The 24,557-nt window shown below is 70.2% G+C and carries 21 protein-coding genes and 1 pseudogene; 11 read left to right on the forward strand and 11 right to left on the reverse strand.

The features are described from left to right. Positions 1–153 precede the first annotated feature (153 nt). A complete protein-coding gene (locus AB0N02_RS37730; protein ID WP_363956977.1) occupies positions 154–1,152 on the forward strand; it encodes an RNA polymerase subunit sigma-70 in 999 nt (332 codons plus the stop codon). A 162-nt stretch (positions 1,153–1,314) separates the two neighbouring features. Continuing rightward, the gene (locus tag AB0N02_RS37735) at positions 1,315–1,782 is read left to right on the forward strand and encodes a DUF6069 family protein (RefSeq protein ID WP_363956979.1); all 468 of its coding nucleotides are present in this window, start codon (positions 1,315–1,317) and stop codon (positions 1,780–1,782) included. 70 nt (positions 1,783–1,852) lie between these two features. On the opposite strand, the gene fmdA is transcribed toward AB0N02_RS37735, so the two are convergent. From fmdA to AB0N02_RS37750, 3 genes and pseudogenes are all read right to left on the reverse strand, one after another. Further along, complete coding sequence (gene fmdA / locus AB0N02_RS37740) at positions 1,853–3,109, reverse strand: formamidase (RefSeq protein ID WP_363956982.1); 1,257 nt, start codon at positions 3,107–3,109, stop codon at positions 1,853–1,855. A 30-nt stretch (positions 3,110–3,139) separates the two neighbouring features. Next, the gene (locus tag AB0N02_RS37745) at positions 3,140–3,292 is read right to left on the reverse strand and encodes a hypothetical protein (protein ID WP_363957142.1); all 153 of its coding nucleotides are present in this window, start codon (positions 3,290–3,292) and stop codon (positions 3,140–3,142) included. A 3-nt stretch (positions 3,293–3,295) separates the two neighbouring features. After that, positions 3,296–3,421 (reverse strand): annotated as a pseudogene (locus AB0N02_RS37750) (zinc ribbon domain-containing protein); the annotation flags it as partial. Positions 3,422–4,025: 604 nt separating this feature from the next. On the opposite strand from AB0N02_RS37750, the gene AB0N02_RS37755 reads away from it, so the two are divergent. From AB0N02_RS37755 to AB0N02_RS37780, 6 genes are all read left to right on the forward strand, one after another. Then, entirely contained in the window at positions 4,026–4,487 is a 462-nt protein-coding gene (locus tag AB0N02_RS37755) for a hypothetical protein (protein WP_363956985.1), read from the forward strand. Between the two features lie 124 nt (positions 4,488–4,611). Next, entirely contained in the window at positions 4,612–5,535 is a 924-nt protein-coding gene (lgt, locus tag AB0N02_RS37760; RefSeq protein WP_363956988.1) for a prolipoprotein diacylglyceryl transferase, read from the forward strand. Between the two features lie 969 nt (positions 5,536–6,504). Then, positions 6,505–8,925, forward strand: coding sequence for a tetratricopeptide repeat protein (locus AB0N02_RS37765; RefSeq protein ID WP_363956990.1), 2,421 nt, complete (start codon positions 6,505–6,507; stop codon positions 8,923–8,925). 111 nt (positions 8,926–9,036) lie between these two features. Continuing rightward, the gene (locus tag AB0N02_RS37770; RefSeq protein ID WP_363956993.1) at positions 9,037–9,645 is read left to right on the forward strand and encodes a DUF1707 domain-containing protein; all 609 of its coding nucleotides are present in this window, start codon (positions 9,037–9,039) and stop codon (positions 9,643–9,645) included. Between the two features lie 151 nt (positions 9,646–9,796). Beyond that, positions 9,797–10,234 carry a glutaredoxin domain-containing protein gene (locus AB0N02_RS37775; RefSeq protein ID WP_363956996.1) on the forward strand — a complete coding sequence of 146 codons (438 nt, stop codon included), beginning with the start codon at positions 9,797–9,799 and terminating at the stop codon, positions 10,232–10,234. A gap of 182 nt (positions 10,235–10,416) precedes the next feature. Further along, positions 10,417–10,887 carry a hypothetical protein gene (locus AB0N02_RS37780; RefSeq protein ID WP_363956999.1) on the forward strand — a complete coding sequence of 157 codons (471 nt, stop codon included), beginning with the start codon at positions 10,417–10,419 and terminating at the stop codon, positions 10,885–10,887. Between the two features lie 34 nt (positions 10,888–10,921). On the opposite strand, the gene AB0N02_RS37785 is transcribed toward AB0N02_RS37780, so the two are convergent. From AB0N02_RS37785 to AB0N02_RS37795, 3 genes are read right to left on the reverse strand one after another with little or no spacing between them, the layout of a single operon-like run. Next, the gene (locus tag AB0N02_RS37785) at positions 10,922–11,404 is read right to left on the reverse strand and encodes a hypothetical protein (protein ID WP_363957002.1); all 483 of its coding nucleotides are present in this window, start codon (positions 11,402–11,404) and stop codon (positions 10,922–10,924) included. After that, complete coding sequence (locus AB0N02_RS37790) at positions 11,401–12,924, reverse strand: HAMP domain-containing sensor histidine kinase (RefSeq protein ID WP_363957128.1); 1,524 nt, start codon at positions 12,922–12,924, stop codon at positions 11,401–11,403. Before AB0N02_RS37790 ends, AB0N02_RS37785 begins: the two co-directional genes overlap by 4 nt. Positions 12,925–12,953: 29 nt before the next feature. Then, entirely contained in the window at positions 12,954–13,628 is a 675-nt protein-coding gene (locus tag AB0N02_RS37795) for a response regulator transcription factor (RefSeq protein WP_363957005.1), read from the reverse strand. Positions 13,629–13,764: 136 nt separating this feature from the next. On the opposite strand from AB0N02_RS37795, the gene AB0N02_RS37800 reads away from it, so the two are divergent. Further along, on the forward strand, positions 13,765–14,295 hold the full coding sequence (locus tag AB0N02_RS37800; RefSeq protein WP_363957007.1) for a hypothetical protein: 531 nt from the start codon (positions 13,765–13,767) through the stop codon (positions 14,293–14,295). 217 nt (positions 14,296–14,512) lie between these two features. On the opposite strand, the gene AB0N02_RS37805 is transcribed toward AB0N02_RS37800, so the two are convergent. Next, entirely contained in the window at positions 14,513–15,715 is a 1,203-nt protein-coding gene (locus AB0N02_RS37805) for a cytochrome P450 (protein ID WP_363957010.1), read from the reverse strand. Between the two features lie 312 nt (positions 15,716–16,027). On the opposite strand from AB0N02_RS37805, the gene AB0N02_RS37810 reads away from it, so the two are divergent. Further along, positions 16,028–16,705: an alpha/beta hydrolase gene (locus tag AB0N02_RS37810; RefSeq protein WP_363957014.1), complete on the forward strand. Its 678-nt coding sequence runs from the start codon at positions 16,028–16,030 to the stop codon at positions 16,703–16,705. Between the two features lie 87 nt (positions 16,706–16,792). Here AB0N02_RS37810 and AB0N02_RS37815 read toward each other — a convergent pair whose 3' ends face one another. After that, entirely contained in the window at positions 16,793–18,898 is a 2,106-nt protein-coding gene (locus tag AB0N02_RS37815; protein ID WP_363957018.1) for an MMPL family transporter, read from the reverse strand. Positions 18,899–18,973: 75 nt separating this feature from the next. Between AB0N02_RS37815 and AB0N02_RS37820 the strand changes: the two genes are divergently transcribed. After that, positions 18,974–19,444, forward strand: coding sequence for a MarR family winged helix-turn-helix transcriptional regulator (locus AB0N02_RS37820; protein WP_363957020.1), 471 nt, complete (start codon positions 18,974–18,976; stop codon positions 19,442–19,444). A 423-nt stretch (positions 19,445–19,867) separates the two neighbouring features. Here the strand turns inward: AB0N02_RS37820 and AB0N02_RS37825 are convergent, their stop codons facing one another. The 3 genes from AB0N02_RS37825 to AB0N02_RS37835 all read right to left on the reverse strand — a co-directional run bounded on the left by AB0N02_RS37825 (position 19,868) and on the right by AB0N02_RS37835 (position 24,541). Continuing rightward, positions 19,868–20,134 (reverse strand): hypothetical protein, encoded by a 267-nt coding sequence (locus tag AB0N02_RS37825; RefSeq protein WP_363957023.1) that lies wholly within the window; start codon positions 20,132–20,134, stop codon positions 19,868–19,870. A gap of 13 nt (positions 20,135–20,147) precedes the next feature. After that, positions 20,148–21,611, reverse strand: a complete 1,464-nt coding sequence (locus AB0N02_RS37830; RefSeq protein ID WP_363957026.1) for an alkaline phosphatase PhoX — start codon at positions 21,609–21,611, stop codon at positions 20,148–20,150. Positions 21,612–21,898: 287 nt separating this feature from the next. Next, positions 21,899–24,541, reverse strand: a complete 2,643-nt coding sequence (locus AB0N02_RS37835; protein ID WP_363957029.1) for an NACHT domain-containing protein — start codon at positions 24,539–24,541, stop codon at positions 21,899–21,901. Positions 24,542–24,557 lie beyond the last annotated feature (16 nt).

Below are 24,557 nucleotides of genomic sequence, written 5' to 3' on the forward strand. Positions count from 1 at the left end.
GGCGGCCCCTCGCCCTCCTCGCCGTACCGCGAGTCGTGCTCCGCCACCGGATCCGTCACTGGATCGGCCATGCCGGCCGGCCCCGGTGATGAGTTGTCGCGCCCGCATCCGTCACACCTACGACGGGACACGACGAGGCGGAAGGATGACGTGATGAGTGCGGACACGAGGCTGGAGGAGCTGGGCGTGAGCGGGCTGGGTGAGGTCGACGAGCCGGCGTTCTCGGGGCTGGCGGAGCGGCACCGGCGGGAGCTGCACGTGCACTGCTACCGGATGCTCGGGTCGTTCGAGGACGCCGAGGACACCGTGCAGGAGACGTTCCTCCGTGCCTGGCGGCGGCGGGAGACCTTCGAGGGGCGGTCGACGTTCCGGGCCTGGCTGTACCGGATCGCCACCAATGCCTGCCTGGACCTGCTCGCCAAGTGCCGCCCGGAGCCTGCGACCGGCGGAGAGGTGCTGTGGCTGCAGCCCTACCCGGACCGGCTGCTCGACGAGCTGCCCGCGGGCGACGCGGACGAGCCGGAGACCGTCGCCGTCGCGCGGGAGACGATCGAGCTGGCGTACCTGGTCGCGGTCCAGCACCTCGCGCCGCGCCCGCGGGCCGTGCTGATCCTGCGGGACGTGCTCGGCTGGCCGGCGAAGGACGTCGCGGAGCTCCTCGGGGACTCCGTCAACTCCGTGAACAGCGCGCTGCAGCGGGCCCGCGCCGGCATGCGGGAGCACCTGCCCGCCGAGCGGCAGGACTGGACCGGCGGCGAGGAGGACGCCGGGACGCGCGAGCTGGTGCGCCGCTATACCGACGCCAGCGTGGCCACGGACATCGACGGGCTCGCCGCACTGCTGCGGGACGACGTCCGCTGCTCGATGCCGCCCACGCCGGGCCTGTACGTCGGCCGCGACACGGTGGTGAACGACTGGGTCGAGAGCGGCTTCGAGGACATGAAGCACCTGCGCGCCGTCCTCACCTCCGTGAACCGGCAGCCCGCCGTCGCCTTCTACCTCTGGCGGGAGCGGGAGGGCGCGTACCTGCCGCTGACGATCGACGTCCTGCGCGTCACCGGCGGGGCGATCACCGAGATCGTCACGTTCCACGACGACCGGTTCCCGCGGCTCGGGCTGCCGGAGCGCCTGCCGGCGGACGGTACGGAGTAGTCCCGGTGCGGACGCTCGCGCTGCGAGGTGGCGCGCGTGTCGCGGTGGTCGCGGCCGAGTGGTGCGACGCGTTCGGCGTCGTCACCCGCGGGCGGGTGCAGCTGGAGCTGCGCCAGGACCGTCACACGCCAGTCAACACACCCCTACGCCAGTCACCGAACGATGGAGGATGACATGAACAGCATGAATGACACCGGGGTCGTCGCAGACCCGGCATCGGGCCAGACCGGCCACACCCGCCGGCTCCGCGGGCTCGCCGGCACCGGCTTCGTCGCCACGCTCGCGGCGATGGTGGCCACCACCCTCGCCGCTGCGCTCGCCCAGGCCGTCGGCGTCGACTTCGAGATCCCCGACGGTGGTGAGACGATCCCGTTGCCCGGGTTCGCCGTGATTACTGGCTTCTTCTCGGTCGTGGGCATCGTCATCGCCGTCGCCCTTCTTCGTTGGAGCGCTCGCCCCGCCGAGCGATTCGTGTGGACGGCGGTGTCGCTGACCGCGATCTCGCTGGTGCCGCCCCTCCTCTCCGGGGCGAACACCGCCACCACCACCGCCCTCCTCGGGCTGCACCTCGTCCCTGCGACGGTGATGATCCCCACCCTGGCGCGGAGCCTCCGCACCCGGACCGATTGACGATCCCGGGGCGGGTCAACAGGATGTGCGGGTCGATTCGGCGGTCGGTACGGCAGGGGCGGTCAGCGGTTCAGTCGAAGCTGGCGTGTGGTGCGCTGGTGCCCTGCGGCACGCGGAACGGGCCGGACGCGCCGGGACGGACGTCGAAGTCGAAGATCGCGGTTGGCAGATAGACGGTGGCGCAAGAGTTGGGAATATCCACCACCCCCGACAGCCTGCCCTCGATCGGCGCGGCGCCGAGCAACAGATATGCCTGCTCGGGGCTGTAGCCGAACGCCGTCAGGTAGTCGATCGCGTGCAGGCAGGCCCGCTGGTAGGCCAGCTGCGAGTCGAGATAGCGCTGCTCGCCGTCCAGGGTGACGGACACCCCAGAGAAGGCCAGCCACTCGCTGTACTGAGGGTCTGTGCGGCCCGGCATGAAGATGGCGTTCTCGCCGACACGGTACGTCTGCATGCCCTCCTTGATGACTTCGACCCGCAGGTCGATGAAGCCGCCCATCTCGATGGCACCGCAAAAGGTGATCTCGCCGTCGCCCTGCGAGAAGTGCAGGTCGCCGACCGACAGGTTCGCACCGGATACGTACACCGGGTAGAACACTCGGGAGCCCCGGGTGAGGTTCTTGATGTCCTGGTTGCCGCCGTTCTCTCGCGGCGGCGCGGTACGGGCCGCCTCGGCCGCGATCCGGTCGAACTCGGACGGGGAGACAGCGCCGAGGACGGCGTCCCGAGGCTCGGGAGGCAGGGCCAGCGGCGGCACTCTCTGCGGGTCTGTGGCCCTCAGCGCCGACTCCCGCGCGTTCCATTTCGACAGCAGCGCCGCTGACGGCGCGGTGCCCATGAGCCCGGGGTGGGTGATGCCGGTGAACGACACCGCCGGGATATGGCGTGATGTGGCAATCTGGCCGGAGAAGTCCCAGATCGCCTTGTAGGCGTCGGGGAACTGCTCGGTGAGGAACCCCCCGCCGTTCTTGGTGGGGAAGATCCCGGTGTAACCCCAGCCTTGACCGGCCAGCGGGCCGCTGTCCTCCTGAGGGATGGGCCCCAGGTCGAGGATGTCCACGACCAGCAGGTCGCCTGGCTCGGCTCCCTCGACCGCGAATGGGCCGCTGAGCGCGTGTACCGTCGTCAACGGGGCGTCACGGACGTCCTCGGCGGAGTCGTCGTTATGGATCGCACCGTCGAACCACTCCCGGCAGTGGACCCGGAAGCTGTCGCCGGGCTTGACCCATGCCACAGGCGGGATCGCGGGGTGCCAACGGTTGTGACCGATCTTGGCCTGGTCGGTGAACTTCCTCTTCGAGTCGAGCGGGAAAATCAACTCTGGCACGGCTGGATTCCTTTCGGCGCTGCGGGACGGTCACGGCCGCGGCAGGCGGCCGGTGGCGGGATGGACGGCCACCGCGCCTCCGGCACGGCGCCGCGGCAGGGACGTGACGACTTCGGGCTCGGAGGCGCTGCGCTCCGCGCGCTGCAACTGCGTGGACACGGCGGTCGGAGTGCGCGCCAGCATCGGCGCTGAGAACGTCCGAACCGAGGCCGCGCCGCAGTCTGGGCACGGCACCGCAGCGGGTGCGGTGCCGATCGGAAAAATGGCCTCAATTTCGGAGCAATGCGGACACCGGTATGTATATACCGTCATAGCATGCGCCCTTCGAGCGAATTCCAGCCGGTCCTCCCCGGTCGTGATTCCTCTCTACCGATGTAACCTCGGGAAACAGTCTCAGAGTCGGATGTATCTGCAATTTAACGTGTGAATTGAATGCAATCCATCTTGCTTCCGTCAACTTGCTCACACGTTAAGGTAGATCGCTTAGTTCATAGGTGAAAATGTGGGGAGATGTTTCTTCGCGCTCAATACATAAACTATGTTTCTGTTTGCCGACCCAGCTCTCCTGAAGCGGCCGTGACCCATCCCGCGGCAAGGCTCCACGGCCTTCCTCCGTCCGCCTCGCTGCCGGGCTTCCGGTTTACCCGGGTTGAAGTGACAGCGGCGTCCCCGGGTTGCGTCCACAGAGGTGGTGTACAGCAACCCCGTACAGCAACCCCGTACAGCAACACCGTCCTACGCGATCACATCTCGCCGAACCGCATCTACCGCTTGACCAGGGCGCGAGTCCTCTGGCCAGGGACCCGCCGTTGGCTCGTAATGAAGTGGTCGCAAGTGGAGCCACGACCGCGGTGTGTCCAGGGACGGCTAAAGCGTTCCTGTGGGGTGAATGTGCCGGCGCCCTAAGCTGCTGATCATGAAGCGCTCGACGATCGCGGTGCTCGTGGCCGCTGCTGTGTGGGGCGGTGCCCTGCTCGTTCCCGTCGCTTTCTTCGTGCTGAACTATGGGTGCGATGCTGACGACGACCGGCTCGTCGACTCTCTCGGCATCCTCGATGTTCGTCCGGCAGGCGCCACACCGCAGGAGGGACGCGACAGCTCTTGCGAGGAGGACGACCGGATCACGACCGTCTGGCAGACCTACCGTCCCTCGGGCCCGCGAGCCGACGTGCTGCCCTTCTACCGGGACATCGCGCTCAAGAACGGGTGGGGGCCCTCTCCGGAGGATGACGGTGAAGGGGTGTACTGCTTCACCAAGTCCGTCGAAGGAAGGAGGGTTGAACTCTCGGTGCGGTTTGTGGATGCGACGGGAGAGGAGTACGGCGATGACTACGAAGTACTCATGAGCACTTCCGCGGCCGGCGCCAGCGGGTGTTGACACCGCGGAGTCCCTGAATGCTTCGAGCCTCGGAAACGGGCCGACCCTTGCGCTCGCTTCACGGCTCCGCCGTTTGTGGGCACGAAAGCGGCCAAGTGGTCTCATGTTGACTAGCCTCACTGGCATGCCCCTTGCCTCGATTCCCAGCCCTTCCGAAGGGGTCTGGTATCTCGGGTTCATTCCGATCCGGGCCTATGCATTGTGCTTCATTCTTGCGATCGGCTTCGGCATCTGGCTGAGCGAGCGCCGCTGGCGCGCACGCGGCGGCGAGAAGGGCACGATCGGCGACATCGCGGTCCCCGCAGTGATCTTCGGCCTGATCGGTGCCCGCCTCTACCACGTCATCACCGACTGGCAGACCTACTTCGGCCCGCGTGCGATCAAGGAGCCCTACCGGACGCTGTTCATCTGGGAGGGCGGCCTCAGCATCTGGGGCGCGGTCGCCCTGGGAGGCGTGGGCGTGTGGCTGGTCTGTCGCCGCCGGGGGCTGTCTCTGGGGGCCGTGGCCGACACGATCGCGCCCGGCATCGCATTCGGGCAGGCGATCGCCCGCTGGGGCAACTGGTTCAACCAGGAGCTGTACGGCAGTCCGACCACGTTGCCGTGGGGCCTGGAGATCGACCAGGCGCACGGCGGCGAGCCAGGCGTGCTCTATCACCCGACGTTCCTGTACGAGTCGCTGTGGGACGCGGCCCTCGGGTTCGGACTGATCCTGGCCGGCAGGCGGTTTACGCTGCGCCACGGCCGCCTGTTCGCCCTCTACGTCGCCGGCTACACGTTCGGGCGGTTCTGGATCGAGGGGCTGCGGATCGACCCGGTGGGAGGAGTGGATCACGCGGTGACGCTCCTGGGGCTGCGGATCAACCAGTGGACCTCGATCGTGCTGTTCATCGGCGCGCTGGTCTATCTCTGGATGACTCGTAACAAGGACACCGAACAGAGCGTGGTGCCGGTCTCACGACATGAGGCCTCGCACGAGGAGAACGGCGGGCAGGCCTCCGACCTGGGGCCGGGGTATGAGGTCGGTGGTCCCTCCCGGGAGATGTGAGGGGACCACCGAAAAGCCCCGGCCCTCAGCCCGTGCGCCGCCTGGTAATAAACGCGCGGGCTGGTGAAGTCACCGTGAGCGGAACCGCTGCATGTGGTGACGTGGACAACGTTGACGGCGGAACCGTTCTTCCACGGCATCGAGTTGATGTTCACCGAAATGGGGCCGAACCGCCCTTTGTGGTCGATCCGGTACCTGGGGGACCATGTCGTGCCGTGGGTCGTCGTGCGGACTTCCATCTGGCCCAGCAGCGGCTGGTGTCCGGGGTGGCGTTCATGTAGAAGTCGGCGACCGCGCTGACACCGCTGACCGAGATGCACGAACTGATGGGGTAGGCGCCGGTGCGGCCGCCTCCGCTCGCGGCGTGGGCGGGCTGTGTGGCCAGGAGCGCCGTGCAAACCAGGGGGAGGACGACCGGCCTCTCGCATGTCTCTTCAGCATGTGCCTTCCTTCGTTCGGGCCGGTGTTCTCACCGGCCGGGACGGGATACGACGGACCACGCGAAACAGGCAGGGTGAGTTCTCAGGCATGTCCCGACCTGTGAGCCGGATTTCTGACTGTCTGCCTGATCTGTCTTGATGGTGAGCGTGGTGATTGTGCGGTGGCCGCCCACTCCCTTGGCCGGATGACCGATCCTTGTCAGATTCAGGACGTCCTCCGGTTGGGGGTGGGTTGGTGATCGAGTGCGGCGTTCTCGGACCGCTGGAGGTGTGTCGCGACGGGATGGCCGTGGTGGTGGAGTCGGCGAAGTGGCGTCGTCTGCCGGCGTTGTCGCGACGACCGTGCCGGCGCACGTCAGCGCTGCCCCCGTAGCGAGCGCTGACTGCGCGGGCGGAACTTCATGGTTCCTCCAGAGATGGGACCGGTGAGGCCCCTCCAGCGAACCAACCCCGGCGGTCCGGCGGCAGGCGCTCGACCGGCGGTTAACCGGCGGTTAGGCTACGAGCGGCGCGAACATGATCAAAAACCGTGGACAGGCAGAGGGAAAGGGGATCGATGTTCGGCGGCGTGCTGCGTGACTTCCGGGTTCGGGCACTGCTCACGCAGGAGGAACTGGCCGCGCTGTCCGGCATCAGTGAGCGGCAGATCCGGGAGATCGAGTCGGGCCGTGTCGCGGTGCCCCGTTCCAGCACCGTCCGGGTGCTCGCCGACACGCTGAAGCTGTCTCCTGCGGACCGGGCCGCCTTCCAGCTCGCCGCGCAGCCGGAGGCCGGACACCCGCCGGTGCCCGCGCAGTTACCCGCCGACGTCGACGGATTCACCGGTCGTGCCGATGCGCTGCGCGCGCTCGACGCGGCCACGGCCGCGGTGATCACCGTCTCCGGCGCCGCCGGGGTGGGCAAGACCTCGCTCGCCGTGCACTGGTCTCACCTGGTCGCACCCGGCTTTCCGGACGGCCAGCTGTACGTGGACCTGCGTGGTTTTTCGCGGCACGCCACGGTCGATCCCGCCGAGGTGATCCGCGGATTCCTGGACGCCCTCGGGGTGCCGCCCGACCGCATCCCGCGCGGCGTCGAGGCGCAGGCGGCGCTCTACCGCAGCCGGTCGGCCGGCCGCCGCCTGCTGGTCGTGCTCGACAACGCCCGCGATGCCGAGCAGGTCCGGCCGTTGTTGCCGGCCGGGCCTGCCGCCCGCACCGTCGTCACCAGCCGTCGGCAGCTCACCGCCCTGGTCGCCGAGACGGGCGCCGACACGCTGACGCTGGACGTCCTGGACATCGAGGAGGCTGTCGAGCTGCTCGGTCACCGGCTCGGCACCGCCTTCCCGCAGAAGACCTCCCCGCAGAAGGCCTTCCCAGAGAAGGCCTCCCCGCAGAAGAACGACTTGAACACCCGGTCACCCGCGGCCGAGAGCGGGCCGGGCCGTTCCCGATCCGAGGCGGACGACGGCCCCAGCCCTTCCCCCTCCACGGCGGACACCGGCCGGAGCCTGTCGCGCCTGGGGCCTGAGGTCGCGGACGGTGACGCCGTGGCCGCGATCGCGGCCGCGTGCGGACGGCTCCCGTTGGCGTTGGCGCTGGTCGGTGCGCGGGCGCGGCTGACCGGCTTCCGGCCCGCGACGATCGCCGCGGAGCTGCGCCATCCAGGCGGCCGGCTCGCGGCCCTTGAGATCGACGTCGTGTTCTCCTGGTCCTACGACGCGCTGAGCCGGGACGCCGCCCGGCTGTTCCGGCTGCTCGGGCTCGCCGCGGGGGCCGACATCTCGGTGGCGGCCGCGGCCGCGCTGGCCGGCCGGGCGCTGCCCGAGGTCCGGCGGACGCTGGCCGAACTGACCCACGCCAGCCTGGTCGCCGAGCATGCGCCCGGCCGCTACCGGATGCACGATCTGCTGCACGTCTACGCCGGCGAGCGCGCCCGGGCCGGGGAGACCGAGGCCGTGCGGCAGGCCGCGCTGACCCGGCTGCTCGACCACTACACGCACACCGCGTACCACGCCGATCTGGTGCTGAACCCGGTGCGCGCGCCCATCCCGATGACCCTTGGCGCGCCCGTGGAGGGGGCCGAGCCGAAGCACGTGATCGACCTCCCGGCCGCCCTGGCATGGCTGGAGACCGAGCACGCGGTGCTGTTGACCGCGCTGCGGCAGGCCGAGGAGGAGGGCATGCACCGGCACGCGTGGCAGCTGGGCTGGGCGCTGGACACCTTCCTGAACGACCGGCGGCGCTGGCACGACGAAGGGGCGGCATGGGCGGTGGCGCTGCGCGCGGCCACCGCCATGACCGACCGGCCCGCGGCGGCGCACGCGCACCGCTTCCTGAGCGCGGTGAACGGCCGGCTGGACCGGTTCGACGACGCGCACACCCACATGCGGAAGGCGCTTGAGCTGAGCCTCGCCGCCGGAGACCGGGCCGGCGAGGCGGAGAACCGCTTCGTGCTGAGCTATGTGTACTGGCTGCAGGGCGACGGCGAGCGTGCGCTCGACCAGGCCGAGCAGGCGTTGTCGCTCTTCACCGAGCTCGACGACCCGCTCTGGGCGGGCAAGGCCAGCCTCGCGGTGGGCTGGTACCTCTCCGAGCTCGGCGCCTGCCACGAGGCGCTGCCGTTCCACCTGCGAGCGCTGGAACTGCAGCGACGGGCGGGTGACCGGGCCAACGAGGTGGTCACCGTGGACACGCTGGGCCTGCTGTACCAGCGGCTGGGCGACCCGGAGACCGCGATCCGGCACTACCGGGATGGCCTCCGGCTGGCCGGCACGATGGAGAGCCTCGACTTACGGGCCCAGCTCCTCGGGCACCTCGGCGACGCGAGCGAGGCCACCGGCGACACCCCGACAGCCCGTGAGCACTGGCTGGAGGCGTACAGGATCTTCCGCGAGCTCGGCCACCCCCAGGCCGGTGACCTGCGCCGCAAGCTCCAGTCACCGGGCCCGTCGGACCCGGCGGCGGGTTGAGGCGGCGGGTTGAAGCCGCATGGAGCCCAATATCGAGGTGACCGGTACGGGACCCAAATCGGCCCCTTGGCGAGCTCCCTGCCGTGATGAATGAGAACTATCGTGACCAGCATGGAAAATTCCCCTATGCGCAGGGACTCCCAGACGTCGCACCTGCGCGCCTCGGACAGCAACAGGGAGCAGGTCGCAGCCTTGCTCGGTGAGGCCCTGAGCACAGGTCAGCTGAGCCACGAGGAGTACTCCGAGCGCCTGGACAGCCTCTACCAGGCCAAGACGGTGGGAGAGCTCGAGGTCCTCACCCACGACCTGCAGGTCGAGCGGCAGCGTCCGGCCGCGAGTCCGGTGTCCTACGTTTCGGGTGCTGTGAGCTCCGAACCCGAGAACGTCGTCGCCATCTTCGGCGGCGCCGATCGCAGGGGCCGCTGGCGGGTACGGCGGCAGATCAAAGCGCTGGCCGTCTTCGGCGGAGTGCGGTTCGACCTGACCGACGCCGAGTTCGAGGCGAGGGAGGTCGAGATCACGATCAACGCGTTCTTCGGCGGGGCCGAGATCGTCGTGCCCGAGGGGGTGGAGGTGCGCTGCCAGGGCGTGGGCATCTTCGGCGGCTTCGACGTGCACAGCGGTCCGAACGTCGATCCGTCGGCGCCGGTGGTCGTGGTGAAGGGCCTGGCGCTGTTCGGCGGAGTGGGCGGCAAGGTCCGGCGCCGGGGCGAGCGTTGAGCGATCGGGCATGCCGTCCCACACCGGTGAGATCGGGCCGCTGAGCTGAGCATGGGCCGCCTGCCCCACGCGGCGACCCACGCCCGATCCCGGTGTCCGGCCGTCGATGCGCGTGGACGTTGGGAGCCGCTGTGTAGGTAGGGTCGGCAGCATGCTGCGGAGTTGGGGGCTGGCTGGGTTCATGTTGGCGTGCGGCGTGGTGGTGGCGGTCACACGGGACTCGCCCCAGCGCGGCGGTATTGAGTTTGTGGTGTTCGCGGTGCTGGCATTCCTGATGTCGCCACTGCTCTTTCCGCGTTCGCTCGGTGCCGCCGAGGCGCGGGAACGCAGTGCGCACGATGGTCGGCCGGTCGTCTACTGGCGGCCCGGCTGCCGATACTGCCTGCGGCTGCGAATCCGGCTGGGCCGGGATGCTCGCCGGGTGTACTGGGTCGATATCTGGAGTGATCCGGCAGGTGCCGCCGAAGTCAGAGCGGTCACCGGGGGTGATGAGACGGTGCCGACCGTTGTGCTGGACGGACAGTCGTTCGTGAATCCCGAACCGGGCTGGCTGCGGCAGCGGCTGAGAGCAGGACCGTTCCCAAACTGACCCCGGCCCGGCCAAGGCCCCTGGCTTGGGGGCTGGGCGCCATGTGGAACTGATCGTGCAGAATCTTCACATTCTCTCCTCGGTTTCGGCACACGTCCGTGCTTGGCTTCGTCCATAAGCGCTTCGTCCATAAGCAAGGTGGCCTGGACGCGCCTGTTGAGCGAATATTCGGAGATGCCGAAATGCCGACCGCGAAGCTGTCGATGATCGCGATAATTGTCGTTGTTTGTTTGGGGATAGGCGTCGCTTGGGCCGCTCCGGTTGCTTACTGGGTATTGACCTACGGGTGTAGGGCTGACGAGGACCGGCTCGCCGCTGCCCTGGCGACGCTCGGCGTCCTCGACGCCCATCCGGCCAACGCGACACCTCAGGAGGAGCGCAACAGCTCCTGTGACAGCGACGACCGGATAACGAGTGTCTGGCAGAACTATCGTTTCTCAGGCCCGCGAGCCGACGTTCTGTCCTTCTACCGGGATATCGCGATCATGGATGGGTGGGTGCTCTCCCCGGATGACGACGGTGAAGGGGGAATCTGCTTCACCAAGTCCTTCGGTGAGACAGAGGCCGACCTCTCGGTGGATTTCTCGAAGGCGGGAGGGGAGTACGGCGTGCACGTGACCTCTTCTGTGAACGGCGGCGGCTGGGGGTGCTGACACCGTCCCGAGGTCGGAGGCCGAACCAGGGGGCTCAGTCGAAGTCCTTGCAGCGGACCTGTCCCTTGTCCGGTACGGTCACCCGCACGTCGTCCACGGTCATGCCGCGCTTGGCGGCGGTGGCGGCGGCGATCGTGCAGACGAGCTGACCGGTCGCCATCCGCGACAGGCGGGTGACCGGCGGCAGCCATCGGCCGTCCACCGGCATCGGTGCGCCCCTGCCCAGCGTGAAGCCGCCGTCGTTCACCCGGAGGGCCACGTTCTTGGGCAGGCGGGTGGCGAGGGATCGGTCGAGCTCCTTCTCGGTGGGCCCGCCGATCAGTAGCTCGACGGCTTCGGCGGCCTCCAGCGGGCCCACGGGGCGGCTGACGGGGACGAGACGGTCGTTTCGCACGAAGTACAGGGGGGTGCCATCGACGAAGCCGCGGGCGGCCTCTCCGGCGCCGACCACGCCGGTGGGGCTGACTCCGCAGGCCGTACAGGCTGCCAGGAGCAGGGCGAGGGGCCAGGTTCTCACGGGCGGTTCCCCGCGGGGGTGGTTCTGACGGGCGGTTCCCCGGCGAAGCGGTTCCCGGGCAGGGCGGGATCCCCGGCAGGACGGTCGCCGGGCCAGGCGGGTTCCCCGGCGGAGCGGTTCCCGGGCCAGGCGGGATCCCCGGCGGAGTGGTCGCCGGACAAGGTGGATTCCTCGGCGGGGTGGTTCCTGGGCAGGGTGAGGGTGAAGACGGCTCCGGGGCCGGGGGCGACGGTCAGGTCGCCGCCGTGCAGGAGGGCGTTCTCGCGGGCGATGGCCAGGCCCAGGCCGCTGCCTTCGGAGCGGGCACGGGCGGCGTCGGCCTTGTAGAAGCGCTCGAAGACGTGCGGGAGGACGTCGGCGGGCAGGCCCGGCCCATGGTCGGCGACCTCGATGGCGACGGTCCGGCCGGTGGCGCGCACCCGGACCGTGACGGGCGGCGCGCCGTGCCGCAGCGCGTTGCCGACGAGGTTGGCGACGATGACGTCCAGCCGGCGCGGGTCGAGGGGAACACAGATGTCCGGTGGCAGGTCCGTGACGACGTCGGAACTCCAGCCGCGTGAGCGCAGGCAGGCGGCGACGGCGGCGCCGACGTCCACCTCGTTGAGGTTGAGCACGGCGGCTCCGGCGTCGAAGCGGGAGATCTCCATCAGGTCGTCGACGAGCTTGGTGAGCCGGGCGATCTCGTTGGTGACCAGCCGGGCCGCGGTCCCGGCGTCGGGGCCCAGCCGGTCGGCGCCGGCTTCGAGGACGTCGGTGACGGCGGTGGCGGCGGTCAGCGGGGTGCGCAGCTCGTGGGAGACGTCGGCGACGAACCGCCGAGACCTGGCCTCCATCTCGCGCAGCTCGCCGACCGAGCGCTCCAGCGCGGCGGCGGTCTCGTTGAAGCGTCCCGCCAGCCGTGCCAGCTCGTCGCCGCCGCGCACGGGCAGGCGGGTCTCCAGCCGCCCTTCGCCCAGCCGCCGGGCCGCGCGGTCCAGCTCCGCGACCGGGCGCAGCACGCCGCGTGAAGCCAGCAGCCCGGCCAGTACCGCCAGCAGTACGACGGGCAGGGCCGCCGTCTGCGCGGCACGCAGCACGGCCGCCCTGTCGGAGGCGGCCTGTGCGAGCGACTCGACGAGATAGACGGTGATCCCCGACGGCTCGCCGCCCGCGGCGAGCATGACCCTGCTGCCGCCCACGAGGTACGGCACGCCGTCGTGGGTCACCCGCTGCCAGGCCAGCTCCGGCCGCCGCAGAATCCTCGCGCGCAGTTCGGCGGTGATGCGGGCGTCGTCGGGGACGGCGCCGTCCCGGACCACGTACACCCTGCGGTCGCCCACCTCCAGGTCCTCGGCCAGCAGGGCGAGCTCCTCGTCGCGGGCGGGCAGCGCGACGTCGCGCGACAGCAGCAGCACCCGGTTCCTGAAGTCCTTCAGCAACCGGTTCTGCGTCCCGGCCAGCAGGTTGTCCTGCGCCCTGTAGTAGGTCAGCCCGGCGGCTCCCACCGCGCTCAGACCGCCCACCAGCACGAACGTGATCACCAAGCGGGCCCGCAATCCCCGCAGCCAGGTCATACCGGTCCGAAGCGGTAACCGAATCCACGCACGGTCTGCACGTACCTCGGTTCGGCCGGCACATCTTCGATCTTGGTACGCAGGCGCTGTACGCACGCGTCCACCAGCCGCGAGTCGCCCAGGTAGTCGTGCTCCCACACCGACTCCAGCAACTGCTGCCTGTTGAAGACCCGTCCGGGCGCGGCCGACAGGTGCAGCAGCAGCCGCAACTCCATCGGCGGCAGCGCGATCCGCCGCCCGTTCCTGCTCACGGTCAGGGAGGCGCGGTCCACGCACAGCGCGCCGTAGGTCTCCACGGGGGAGGGCACACTCTCGGTACGGCGCAGCACCGCCCTGATCCGGGCCTCCAGCACCTGCGGGCGCACCGGCTTGACCACGTAGTCGTCCGCACCGGCCTCCAGCCCGCCGACCACGTCGAAGTCGTCGCCCCGCGCGCTGAGCATCACGATCGAGGTGGAGGCGGTCGCGCGGATGCGACGGCAGACCTCGAACCCGTCGATGCCGGGCAGCATGAGGTCGAGCACGACCACGTCGGCGGCGAAGTGCGCCAGCCGCTCCAGCCCTTCCTCACCGGACGCCGCCGATTCGACCTCGTGGTCCCTGTCCTTGAGGGCGAGCGTCAGAGCGTCCCTGACGTTCGGGTCGTCCTCGATCAGCAACACGCGAGCCATGTGTTCCAGTATCGGCGGCTCAGGCTTGCGATTTGTCCGATCTTGGAAGCTATTACACGTTCATGACATGGTGTGGACGGTCCGCTCACAGAGACAGGCCAGGGTGATGGGCAGTAAGCGATCCGTTGGAGGACATGTGTTCATCACCAAGCGGCGCCTTGCCGTCCTGGCGGCCCTTCCCGCCTTGGCCCTGAGTGCGGCGTGCGGCGCCCAGAGCTTCGCCAGCACGTCGGGCTCCGCCGGCACGTCGAGCTCCGCCGCGAGCCCTTCCGTTGCCGCCAAGCCCAGCTGGCACGAGACCGCCGTGAAGTTCGCCGGGTGCATGCGGGAGAACGGGATCGACATCCCGGACCCGGTCAAGGGCCAGGACCTCGACACCAGCGCCGTCACCAAGACCACCCAGGCCAAGCTCGACGCCGCCATGAAGGCGTGCAAGGAGTGGGACTCGGTGCTTCTCGGCAGTGACAAGCCCTCCTCTCCCGAGGACGACGCCAAGTTCGCCGCGTGGGCGCAGTGTCTGCGCAAGGGCGGCGTCTGGCAGCCTGTCGACAAGGACGAGAAGAAGCCGGCCGGGTTCAAGGAGGTCGAGCCCAAGTCGGCCGCCTGGCAGCGGGTTCAGGAGGGATGCGCCTCCCTGCAGCCGCCGGCGCCGTACGAGGAGAACTAGCCACCCTCGCGTTCTCGCCGGGCCATACTCTTTCCTCCCTCGGGGGTGAGGGAAGAGGGCGGGAACACGGTCGGTCCCGGCTCCTCGCGTCAGGAGCCGGGACCGGCTGAAACGACCGGCGGCGCGACGACGGGACGGTCGGTCAGGCCGACACGATCGGCAGGGCGACGGGCCGCTCAGGACAATGTGACCGGCGGCGCGACGGCGGGAGACGGGGTCAGGCCGAGGTGACCGGCAGGGCGACGGGGCGGTGGGTCAGGCCGTCGCTCCATTCGACGTCCTCGGCCGGAACGGCCAGCCGTAGTCCCGGCCGTTTGACCGCCAGCGCCCTGACGGCCTCGGTGAGCTCCACCCTGGCCAGCGCGGCGGCCAGGCAGTGGTGCGGGCCGTACCCGAAGGCCAGGTGCGGATACGGCGGCCGGGCCTCGAAGCGGTGGATGTCGAAGCGCTCCGGCTCGGGGAATGCGCGCGGGTCGTGGTTGGCGGCGTTGAGGTTGGGCATCACGACCGTCCCGGCCTTCAGGGTGCCGCCCGACAGCTCGACGTCCTCGGTCATCCGGCGCATGAACGCGCTGGCCGGCGGCCCGTCGTAGCGCAGGATCTCCTCGGCCGCGGTGGGCGCCAGCTCCGGCCGGGCGACCAGCTCGTCCCACTGCCCGCGGTGGAGCATGAGGCGGAAGGCGCCCTTGGACACCATCGAGGCGGTCGTCTCGTGTCCCGCGGTGATCAGCGCGAACACGGTGTTGACCAGCTCGCCCTCGCTCAGCCGGTCCTCGTCGTCGCGGGCCTGCACGAGCAGGTCGATGAGGTCGTCGCCGGGTTGCGCGCGATGATGGGCCACCAGGTCGCGGGCGTAGGCCATGAACTCGGTGTAGCCCTGGTAGCGGACCTGCTCGGTCGCGGTGGATGTGGTGAGGAACATGTCCGTCCAGGCCATGAACCGGTCGTAGTCGTCGTACGGGACGCCGAGCAACCGGCAGATGACCCGGCCGGGCAGCCGCACCGCGAACCCGTCCACCAGGTCGAACTCCTCCCCGAGCCCGTCGAGCAGCTCACCGGCGATCGCCGCGATCCAGGGCCGCCACGGCTCGGTCCGGCGGGGCGTGAAGGCCCCCTGCATGATCCGCCGGTAGCGGGTGTGCTCCGGCGGGTCCTGGTTGATCAGCGAGTCGGGGTCGTCGTCGATGCCGATGCCGCTCACCAGCCGCGGCAGGCCGGGAAGACGCAGGTTGCGGCTGGAGGCCGCCGAGCCCAGCAGGGTCCGCACGTCCTCGTATCTGACGGCCACCGGCACCAGGTCCCCGCTCGGCATGGCGGCCGGGTCCAGCGGTCCCTCCTCGTGGCGTCGGGCGAACTCCGGTGGGGGCGTGCCCAGCGGGCCAGGAACGATGTTCTTGTTCGGGCTGGTTTCGGCGGTCATCGCACCCCTTTTCGTACCGGGCGCCGTGCAGGCGGTCCAAGCGGAACGTATGCAGGGGGCCGCCCGCGGTCAACGGCCGATTCCGGACATCTTCGCGCCCTGGAAGCGGCTGGATCCGGCGGTCCGCGTGCCCGGGCGGCCGTCTTCGACCGGGCGACGCGGGCCGAGGCGTCTCACGCCGTCGCGGCGTCGTAGGCCTCGAACACCAGGACCAGGCCGAAGAGTGCACCTGACCGGAGAACGAACCGGACTGGAGAACGAACCGGGCCGAAGATGGATCTCATAAGACATGAGACCCGAGGAGGAACGTTCGTGACCACTGTGATGCTCGTCCACGGCGCCTGGCACCGGCCGGACAGCTGGGCGAAACTCGAGACCGAGTTGCGCGCGCTCGGTCACGACACGCGCTCACCGGCGTTGCCGAGCGCCGGTGAGCGTCCCACCGCGGGCATGCATGACGACGCCGCCGTGCTGGCCGGGGAGCTGGCGTCGATCGCGGGACCGGTCGTACTGCTCGGCCACTCCTACGGGGGCATCCCGATCACCGAGGCCGCCGCCGGAGCGGGCAACGTCGAGCGGCTGATCTACCTCGCCGCGTACATGCCGGCCGAGGGGCAGTCGCTGTACACCGTCCACGGCTTCCCCGACCCCGAGGACATGAGCGGACTGTTCCCGGTCATCGACGAACCGCGTACCTCGTTCTACGGCGATCTGCCCGATGACGAGGCCGAGCGGGCGATGGGCGAGCTGGTCGGCCAGACCGTCCGGTCGTTCGCGGAGAAGGTCGGCGTGGCCGCCTGGCGGGACATCCCGTCCACCTACATCGTCGCCGAGCACGACAGGGCCCTCCCGCCCGCGATGCAGGAGCGGATGGCGGCCCAGGCCACCGAGATCCGCCGCCTCCCCGGCGGCCACTCCCCGTTCCTGTCCCAGCCGCGCCGGCTCGCCACCCTCATCGACGAGATCGTGCGATCGGCCGGGAACTCCTAGCGGGCCGGGGCGGCGTCACCGGCATCGGCGCCCGCCTGAGCGGGAGGACGCAGCCGGAGCAGAAGGACGCCGCCGTCCGGCCGGGTGTCATCTCGGCGTGCCAGCCAGGTCCCGGGGCGCCTGCCGTCCCCCGGTACGGCCCAGGCGGCTGGGCCACCAGGCCCGCGCGTCGAGATCCCGTACCAGCGCCGGGACCAGCAGGGAGCGCACCACCAGGGTGTCGAGCAGGACGCCGAAGGCGACGATGAAGGCTATCTGCGCGAGGAAGGCCAGGGGGATCACCACCAGGGCGGCGAAGGTGGCGGCGAGCACGACGCCCGCCGAGGTGATCACCCCGCCGGTGGTGACCAGCCCGCGCAGCACCCCTTGCCGCGCCCCGTGGTGCGCGGTCTCCTCGCGCACCCTGGACATGAGGAAGATGTTGTAGTCCACCCCCAGCGCGACCAGGAAGACGAAGCCGTACAGCGGTACGGATGCGTCACTGCCGGTGAATCCGAACACGTGCGTGAAGACCAGCGTGGAGACACCGAGGGTGGCCAGGAAGTTCAGTGCCACGGTGACCACCAGGAGCAGGGGCGTCGTCAGCGAACGCAGCAGGACGACCAGGATGAGCAGGATGATCGCCAGGACGACCGGGACGATGAGCAGCGTGTCGTTCCTCGCGGTCTCCGTCGTGTCGTACCGCTGGGCGCTGTAGCCGCCGATCAGGACGCCGTTCTCGGGGGCGAGCGCGGCGCGCAGGCGCTTGACCGTGTCCTGGGCGGCGTCGCCGTCCGGCGCGTCGTTCAACGTCGCCTCCACCAGCACGAGTCCGTCGACGATCTTGGGGGTGTCACCCGGTCGCCCGCTCTGGCTCACCGCCGCGGCGGCGGACACGCCCGCGACGCCGCGGGCCTTCTCCTCCACGGCGGTGACACGCTCGGCGGGGGCGACGATGACCGCGGGCTGCCCCGAGCCTCCGGGGAAGTGCTCGCTCAGCGTCGCCTGTGCGGCCACCGACGGCGCGTCGTTCACGAAGGTCTCGTCCAGCGGTACGCCTCTGGCGTTCAGCTGCGGCGCGAAGAGGGCGAGGCCGACGAGGGGCAGGATGGTCGCGATCCAGAGCCGGCGCGGGTGACGGTCGACCACGGCGGCCACGCGGCCCCAGATCCCGCGGGTCTCGCCGGTCCCGGTGTCCGCCGGGCGCGGCTTCGCCGGCCACAGGGCGGTACGGCCCAGCAGGACGAGGACCGCGGGCAGGAAGGTGAGCGCGCTGAGGGCGGCGCACACGATGCCGATGGCGCCCACCGGGCCGAGCGCGCGGTTGTTGGTCAGGTTGCTGAGCAGCAGTGCGAGCAGGGCCAGGGCCACCGTGGCGGCGCTGGCGACGATCGGCTCGAACGAGCGCCGCAGCGCGATGCGGCCGGCGGCGAAGCGGTCGCCGGTCGTGGCCAGTTCCTCCCGGAAGCGGGCGGTCAGCAGCAACGCGTAGTCGGTGGCCGCGCCGATGACCAGGATGAACAGGATGCCCTGCACCTGGCCGTCGACCCGGACGACACCGCGGTCGGCCAGGAAGTACACCACGGCGCAGGCCAGGCCCAGCGCGAAGACCGCGCCGATGATGATGACGAGAGGCAGCAGGACGCTCCGGTACACCGCCAGCAGGATGATCAGTACGGTGAGCAGCGCCACGCCGAGCAGCAGGCCGTCGATGCCGGCGAAGGCGTCGGACAGGTCGGCCCGGGTGGCCGCCGGTCCCGCGAGCTGGGCCCGCAGGCCGTCGACCGCCACCGCCGAGCCGATCCGGTCGAGGGCGTCCCCGAGGGCGGAGCTCGCGAGATCGGGGCTGAATTGCACCACGCCCCGCAGCGCCCGGCCGTCGTCCGACCCGAGGGCGGGGCTGGGCGTCCCGACGACGTCCGCGGTGCCGCGCAGCGAGGCGAGCGCCCGGGTCGCCGCGGCGCTCTGCTCGGGAGTGACCTTCTCGCCGTCCGCGGTCCACACCACGATGAGCGGCTGCGTCTCACCCTGGCGGAACCTCTCCTGCACCTCCAGCACACGCGTCGACTCCGCGCTCTGTGGCAGGAACGCGGCCTGGTCGTTGGTGGACACCTGGGTGAGCCTGCCGGCGAACGGCCCCAGCCCTCCGCCGACGGCCAGCCAGACCAGCACCAGCAGCGCCGGGACAAGCCAGCGGATCGGTCGCCGCGCCATGGGATCACCTTTCCGTGAGACCATATAACTCAATGATTAAGATACTCAATGAGTGAGTTAATGTAGCATGGCGCCATGAACGGCGACGGTGAGAAGGGCATCGACCTGCAGTCCTTCGCGGTACGGCTGCGCCGGATGAACACCGAGTTCAACCGCATCGCCCACGAGTTCGCCCACGAGCACGGACTGCACACCACCGACGTCCAGGCCCTCATCAAGATCTTCGACGCTCCGTCGCCGATCACCCCGAGCCGGTTGCGGGAGGAGCTGAACCTCACCTCGGGCGCCGTCACCGCGTGCCTCGACCGGCTGGAGCGGGCCGGGCACATCCGCCGGGTTCGCGACGTGCACGACCGGCGCGTGGTCCACCTGCACTACCTCGACGCGGCGAGGGAACTCGCCGCGGCCTTCTTCCGCCCCCTCGCCCTCGGCACGGACAACGCCCTGCGACGTTTCGGTCCTGAGGAGTTGCGCACCGTGGCCGCCTTCCTTGACGCGATGAACGAGGAACTTGACGTGCTGCGAGCCGCGCCGGGTTCCGCCTGATCCTGTCTTCGGACGCGCGGGCCGAACGGTTGCACCCCGGCATCGGACTTCTCGCTCGCCGCGTACGGCGTCAGCGCGTCAGAACGTCAGCGTGTCAGAACGTGAGCGCGTTAGAACGTGAGCGCGCCAGGACGTCAGGACGTCGGCGTGTCAGCGCGGGCCCCGGCGTGAGCTCCGGCCGGAGGAGCCGCCTGGGGCGGCGAGAGCCGCGATCACCGCGGAGAGGACGGGAAGCGCGGCGACCGGGGTGGCTATCAGCGTCCACGGGGTCTCGAACGGCGCCCGCGGGGACGCCCCCACACGATCGATGCGGTCACGGGTCACGCCAGTGGCAGGCCGATGAGGCACCCGGCCGATGCGCGCATCACCGTGCCGCGGGCCGCGCCGGAGGAGGCGGAGGTCTGCGCCTGGACGGAGCCGGACTCACGCGGGCGGACGGTCGTTCTGCACGACGGGCGCACCGGGTGGCTCCCACTGGACGGCCACCCGTACGGTGTCCGCCCGGTCCGCGGAGAAGCCCTCCACGACGAGCGCGCCCGGCCGGGCCCGGGGTTCGCAGTCCGCCTCGGCCTGCGCCGCCACGGCGGCCGAATCGATCGTGGAGAGAGGGTGTGCGGAGACCGCCCGGCGCGCGCCCGCGGCCCGCCCCGCCGTTCCGACCTTCCGGGCGGCCGGAACGGGGGCGTCCACGGTCGTGCGACGGTTACTGCTCGTCGTCGCCCTGGTCGTCGTTGTTCTGGTTGTTGTTCTGCTTGTTCCAGGGGCCGGTGATCGCGAGCACGTAGCCGGGGGTCTGGATGTTGGCGAACAGGATCTTGCCGTCCCCGCTGAAGGTCGGGCCGGTGAACTCGCTGTCGTTCAGCTCGTTGCGGGCCAGCGCGTAGGCCTCGCCCTTCTGGCTGACGCCGACCAGGTGCGACAGGCCCTCGCCGTCCTCGGCCAGGATGACGCCGCCGTACGGCGAGACCGTGATGTTGTCCGGTCCGTCGTAGTTGGTGTCCTTGGTGGGGTCGGGGTTGACCACGAAGATCGTCTTGAGGGTGATCGTCTCCGACCTGGGGTCGTAGAACCACACCTGCCCGTCGTGCTCCTTGACGCTGCCGTCGCTGGTGCGGGCGTAGCTGGAGACGAAGTAGGCGCCGCCGTCCCCCCACCAGGCGCCCTCAAGCTTGCGGGCGCGGGTCACCTGGTCGTCGGTGAACTGCTTGCGCACCGAGACCGTCGTGGCGTCGCGGTCCGGTACGGCGACCCACCGCACCTGGTAGCGGGTGCCCGGCTGGGTGGCCTCGGACAGGTTGGCGACGTGCTTGCCGTCCCTGGAGAAGCAGCTCATGGCCTCCAGGGTGCCCGCGGTCGCGCCGCCCTGGCTGAGCGCGAGCTCCCGCAGCGCGCCCTTGCGGGCGCGGAAGTGCCTGGGCGGGGTCCAGCGGAAGTACAGGCCGTGCGGGCCGCTGGCGTCCTCGGTCTCGTAGATCGCAGAGGTGTGCGGGTCGACCGCGACGGCCTCGTGCGAGAACCTGCCCAGGAACTTCAGCGGCACCGGGTCGAGGTTGGCGTCGCGGTCGAACGGGTCGACCTCGAAGACGTACCCGTGGTTCTTCTGGAACGCTCCGCCCGCGCGCTGCTCGGTCTCCTCGCACGTCAGCCAGGTATCCCAGGGGGTGATGCCGCCCGCGCAGTTGTTGTGCGTGCCGGCCACGCTGACGTACTCGCGGATCCGGTTGCCCCGCCTGTCGACCTCGATGTTGGTGGTGCCGCCGTGCGCGCCGGGGTCGTAGGTCAGACCCGGCAGGTTCGGCACGGGGTACGGCTCGCCGCCGCCGATCTCGTGGTTGTTGACCAGGACGGAGACACCGTGGCGACCCTGGAAGAAGCCGGTGCCGTCGGCGTCGCTCGGGGTCGGCTCCCCGGACTCGAGCAGGGTCTTGCCCGCCTGGGCGACGATCTTGTAGGAGAAGCCGCGGGGGAGGGCGAGCAGACCGGCCGGGTCCGGGAGGACGGGGCCGTAGCCCGCCGCCTTGAGACCGGCCTGGAGGGCCCCGGCGGCCTGGGCGGTCTGGGCGGAGGCAGGACCGGCGATGGCCTCGATGCTGCCGATGATGGCAATGCCCAGGCCACCCGCTGCCCCGGAACGTAGCAGGTTACGACGAGAGATCGGGGAAGTCATAGAGGTACCTTTTTCGCGCACTTTTGGAAGGTATGGCTTGGACTCAAGTCCTCCGGTCTGAACGGTCCTTTCCCTGATGTGGTCTCCAAAGTGAACGCCCGGAGAACGGTCACCTTCGGCACCCCCTGCCGCTCCGTGTCCCACAGGCCACCGAGTGTAACCGGCGCCTGTGAGCTCCGGCGTCGGGGCCGCCCTCCGGCGTCAAGGACCGGCCTTCGGGTCCGTCTCCGGATCCGCCCGGAACCCGTCCCGGTGATCGTCTCGGAGGCGTCGAGCCGTTAGAGCCGTTAGAGCCGCGCGATCAGGCGGCGGACGAACGTGCCGGTCCGCGGATCGGCGCCTTCGGCCAGCCGGCCGAGTTCCTTGACGTGGCCCGGTCCGCGATGATCCCTCGCGAGCTCGACGGCCGCGGAGAGGACCGCCTCCCACGATCCGCTCTCCAGCCTGTCCGCGATGACCCTGAGCGTTTCCCTCGGAGACAGCGCGGCGATGTATTGGGCGGCGAAATGCTCGCGGTAGGCGGTGTGGGTGAAGGCGAAAACGGGCTCTCCATCGGAAGCCGACCCCACTTCGGTGAAAATGGTGGCCCGAGACTGGAAATATCGCATCATGTGATCGGCGGCGTGATCCGGGCCGACGTCTCTGAGCGGCAGGGTCCTGAGAAACCGGCTCAGCGGTCGTTCGCGGAAATATATCCGGTTCTCGTTGTTCGACTGCATCGCGAACGCTATGGCGCTGAGCGTGAGTTTCAACTGGTCGGGTAAGACGTGGAGTGTTCCGCGGCTCTGCTCCCTGTCGAAGACGTAGAGATGGAGGAGGCACTCCGTCAGCTTCACCGGAGAGCGGGGAAGCTCGATGCCGCGAGCGTAGATCTCCGACAGCATGAGAAGCGCGAGCGGCGTCTTGACGGTGTCGGACAGCTCCGGGTTCTCCTCGATCAGGTGGCGGACCGCGCTCGCGAGCCACGGCGTTCCCCCGGCGACGGGGCCTTCCAGGGCGCCGGGGCGCGGTCCCGTGGCCAGCTTCTCCAGGAACTCGTGGACCTGGGCGTCGGGCCACGGGGCCATGGTCGCCGAGCGGAGGAACGCCAGGTCGTCGCGTACCCCGGGGTAGTGGCGGGTCGTGACGAGCACCGGCACGCGCCGGTACCGGGAGGAGAATCGGCGCAGCTCCCGCACCAGATGGCCGCGCAGCCGCGTGCCCTCCACCTCGTCGAGGCCGTCGACCGCCAGGAGGCAGTGGCCGTGCTCCAGGATCGCCGACAGGACCTCCCCGGTCGTCTGGAAGTCGTACTGGTAGCGGAGGGTACGGAGGATGAGCGTCTCCAGATCGCCGCCGTCGTCCTCGGGACGCAGATCCCTCGCCAGGAGCACCAGGGGGACGACCGGTCCGCCGCCCCCGGCCGCCCCGCGCCTGGCGGCCGTGAGGCAGAGGCTGTTGACCAGGGTGGTCTTCCCCGTGCCTCCCGGCCCGGTCACGGCCAGCCGCTTCAGGGGCCGGGGGAAGACCCGGGCGGCGGACACCGGGACCTTCCGCCCGCCGTCCATCCGGACCAGCAGGGGGCCGTCGACGTAGTGGGCGTCCAGTGGGAGGTCGGACAGACCCGTGAGCGACGGGAGGAACGCGTGCCGGGCGATGAAACTCGGCAGGTAGTGGGATCGGATGCGGTCACGGGACCAGGCGACCAGACGTTCCACGGCGGTCTGCCGGACCGCCGGCGGCTCGGCGTCGCGCAGCCGCCGTTCGGCGAAGGCCCGGAGCAGATCGTGCATGCGGTAGGCGGAACCCGACGACGGCTGCAGGAACTGGCGGGTCACCAGTTCGTCGATCACGTCGGCGGCCGTCGCGGCGTCCCGGTGCAGCAGGACGCCCATCAGTTCGTGGCTCAGCTCGGCCGACGGGGCCAGCCCGATCAGGTGGAAGCCGTGCGCCGCCTCGGGGGGAAGATCGGCGTAGGCGGTCTCGAAGTTCTTCTCGAGCGCCAGGTGCCCCGAGCGGAAGCGGTCGAGCCGGGGTGCCCCGTCCTTTTGGCGGAGCCGTACCGCCAGCTCCGCCCACGACCGGTCGGGGCGGGACTTGATCAGACCTCCGGCGATGCGCAGGGCCAGGGGGAACCCCTCGCACAGGCGCACCACCTCCCGTAGCGCGGGATCCTTCGCCTCCTCCGCGGGGCGTCGCGTGATCTTGAGGAGCAACTCGGCCGCGTCCTGCTCGTCGAGCTTTCCCAGCGCCAGGACGCGCACGCCCGGTAACTCGCCCAGGGCGGACCAGCTGGTGAGGATGACCGCCGACTCCGAGTGCCCGGGAAGCAGGGGGCCGACCTGACCGCCGTCGTACACGTTGTCGAGCACCAGGAGCGTCCGCCGCCCGGCGAGCAGCGAACGGTAGAACGACGAGCGCAGGGCGAGCCCGGCCGGAAGCTCGGTGGCGGGGACGCCGAGCGTCGTCAGAACCCCGGCCAGCACGTCGTCGGGGTCGGCCGCCTTCCCGTCGCGGGTTCGCAGGTCGAGGTAGAGCTGGACGTCGGGATAGTCGGCCGTCAGCCGGTTCGCCATGCTGATCGCGAGTGCCGACTTGCCCGTGCCGGGCGGACCGTAGAGGTTGACCATGCGCGGCGCGGAACCGCCACCGGGCCGGGAACCGCCACCGAGCCGGGAACGGGCACCCGGCCGGGAACGGGGACGGGATCGGGGAGCGGGGACGGCGCCGGAGTCCGCGCCGAGCCACGCCATGAGCCGGGCCTCCTCGCCGGCGCGCCCGGTGAAGTCCGACGGGGCCATCGGGAGCTGGTGGAGCGCGACGGGCGCGGGAGGCTGGGCCGTCAGGTAGACCGAGCCGAAGTTGCCGCCGGCGAAGTTCACCTGGCGTGAGTTGCCGTCCGCCCGTGGTTTGAAGATCGACCAGGGGCCGGAGCCGTTCTTCCACTTCAATGGCGTCCCCAACGGC

It is taken from the genome of Streptosporangium sp. NPDC051022 (genome assembly GCF_040683035.1).
Lineage (GTDB): Bacteria > Actinomycetota > Actinomycetes > Streptosporangiales > Streptosporangiaceae > Streptosporangium.

What these genes read in the sequence shown, in the direction of transcription:
- AB0N02_RS37730 (WP_363956977.1), top strand. Translation starts at nt 154, where the DNA reads ATGAGTGCGGACACGAGGCTGGAGGAGCTGGGCGTGAGCGGGCTGGGT.
- AB0N02_RS37735 (WP_363956979.1), top strand. Translation starts at nt 1,315, where the DNA reads ATGGAGGATGACATGAACAGCATGAATGACACCGGGGTCGTCGCAGAC.
- AB0N02_RS37745 (WP_363957142.1), bottom strand. Translation starts at nt 3,292, where the DNA reads ATGCTGGCGCGCACTCCGACCGCCGTGTCCACGCAGTTGCAGCGCGCG.
- AB0N02_RS37755 (WP_363956985.1), top strand. Translation starts at nt 4,026, where the DNA reads ATGAAGCGCTCGACGATCGCGGTGCTCGTGGCCGCTGCTGTGTGGGGC.
- lgt (WP_363956988.1), top strand. Translation starts at nt 4,612, where the DNA reads ATGCCCCTTGCCTCGATTCCCAGCCCTTCCGAAGGGGTCTGGTATCTC.
- AB0N02_RS37770 (WP_363956993.1), top strand. Translation starts at nt 9,037, where the DNA reads ATGGAAAATTCCCCTATGCGCAGGGACTCCCAGACGTCGCACCTGCGC.
- AB0N02_RS37775 (WP_363956996.1), top strand. Translation starts at nt 9,797, where the DNA reads ATGCTGCGGAGTTGGGGGCTGGCTGGGTTCATGTTGGCGTGCGGCGTG.
- AB0N02_RS37780 (WP_363956999.1), top strand. Translation starts at nt 10,417, where the DNA reads ATGCCGACCGCGAAGCTGTCGATGATCGCGATAATTGTCGTTGTTTGT.
- AB0N02_RS37795 (WP_363957005.1), bottom strand. Translation starts at nt 13,628, where the DNA reads ATGGCTCGCGTGTTGCTGATCGAGGACGACCCGAACGTCAGGGACGCT.
- AB0N02_RS37805 (WP_363957010.1), bottom strand. Translation starts at nt 15,715, where the DNA reads ATGACCGCCGAAACCAGCCCGAACAAGAACATCGTTCCTGGCCCGCTG.
- AB0N02_RS37815 (WP_363957018.1), bottom strand. Translation starts at nt 18,898, where the DNA reads ATGGCGCGGCGACCGATCCGCTGGCTTGTCCCGGCGCTGCTGGTGCTG.
- AB0N02_RS37820 (WP_363957020.1), top strand. Translation starts at nt 18,974, where the DNA reads ATGAACGGCGACGGTGAGAAGGGCATCGACCTGCAGTCCTTCGCGGTA.
- AB0N02_RS37830 (WP_363957026.1), bottom strand. Translation starts at nt 21,611, where the DNA reads ATGACTTCCCCGATCTCTCGTCGTAACCTGCTACGTTCCGGGGCAGCG.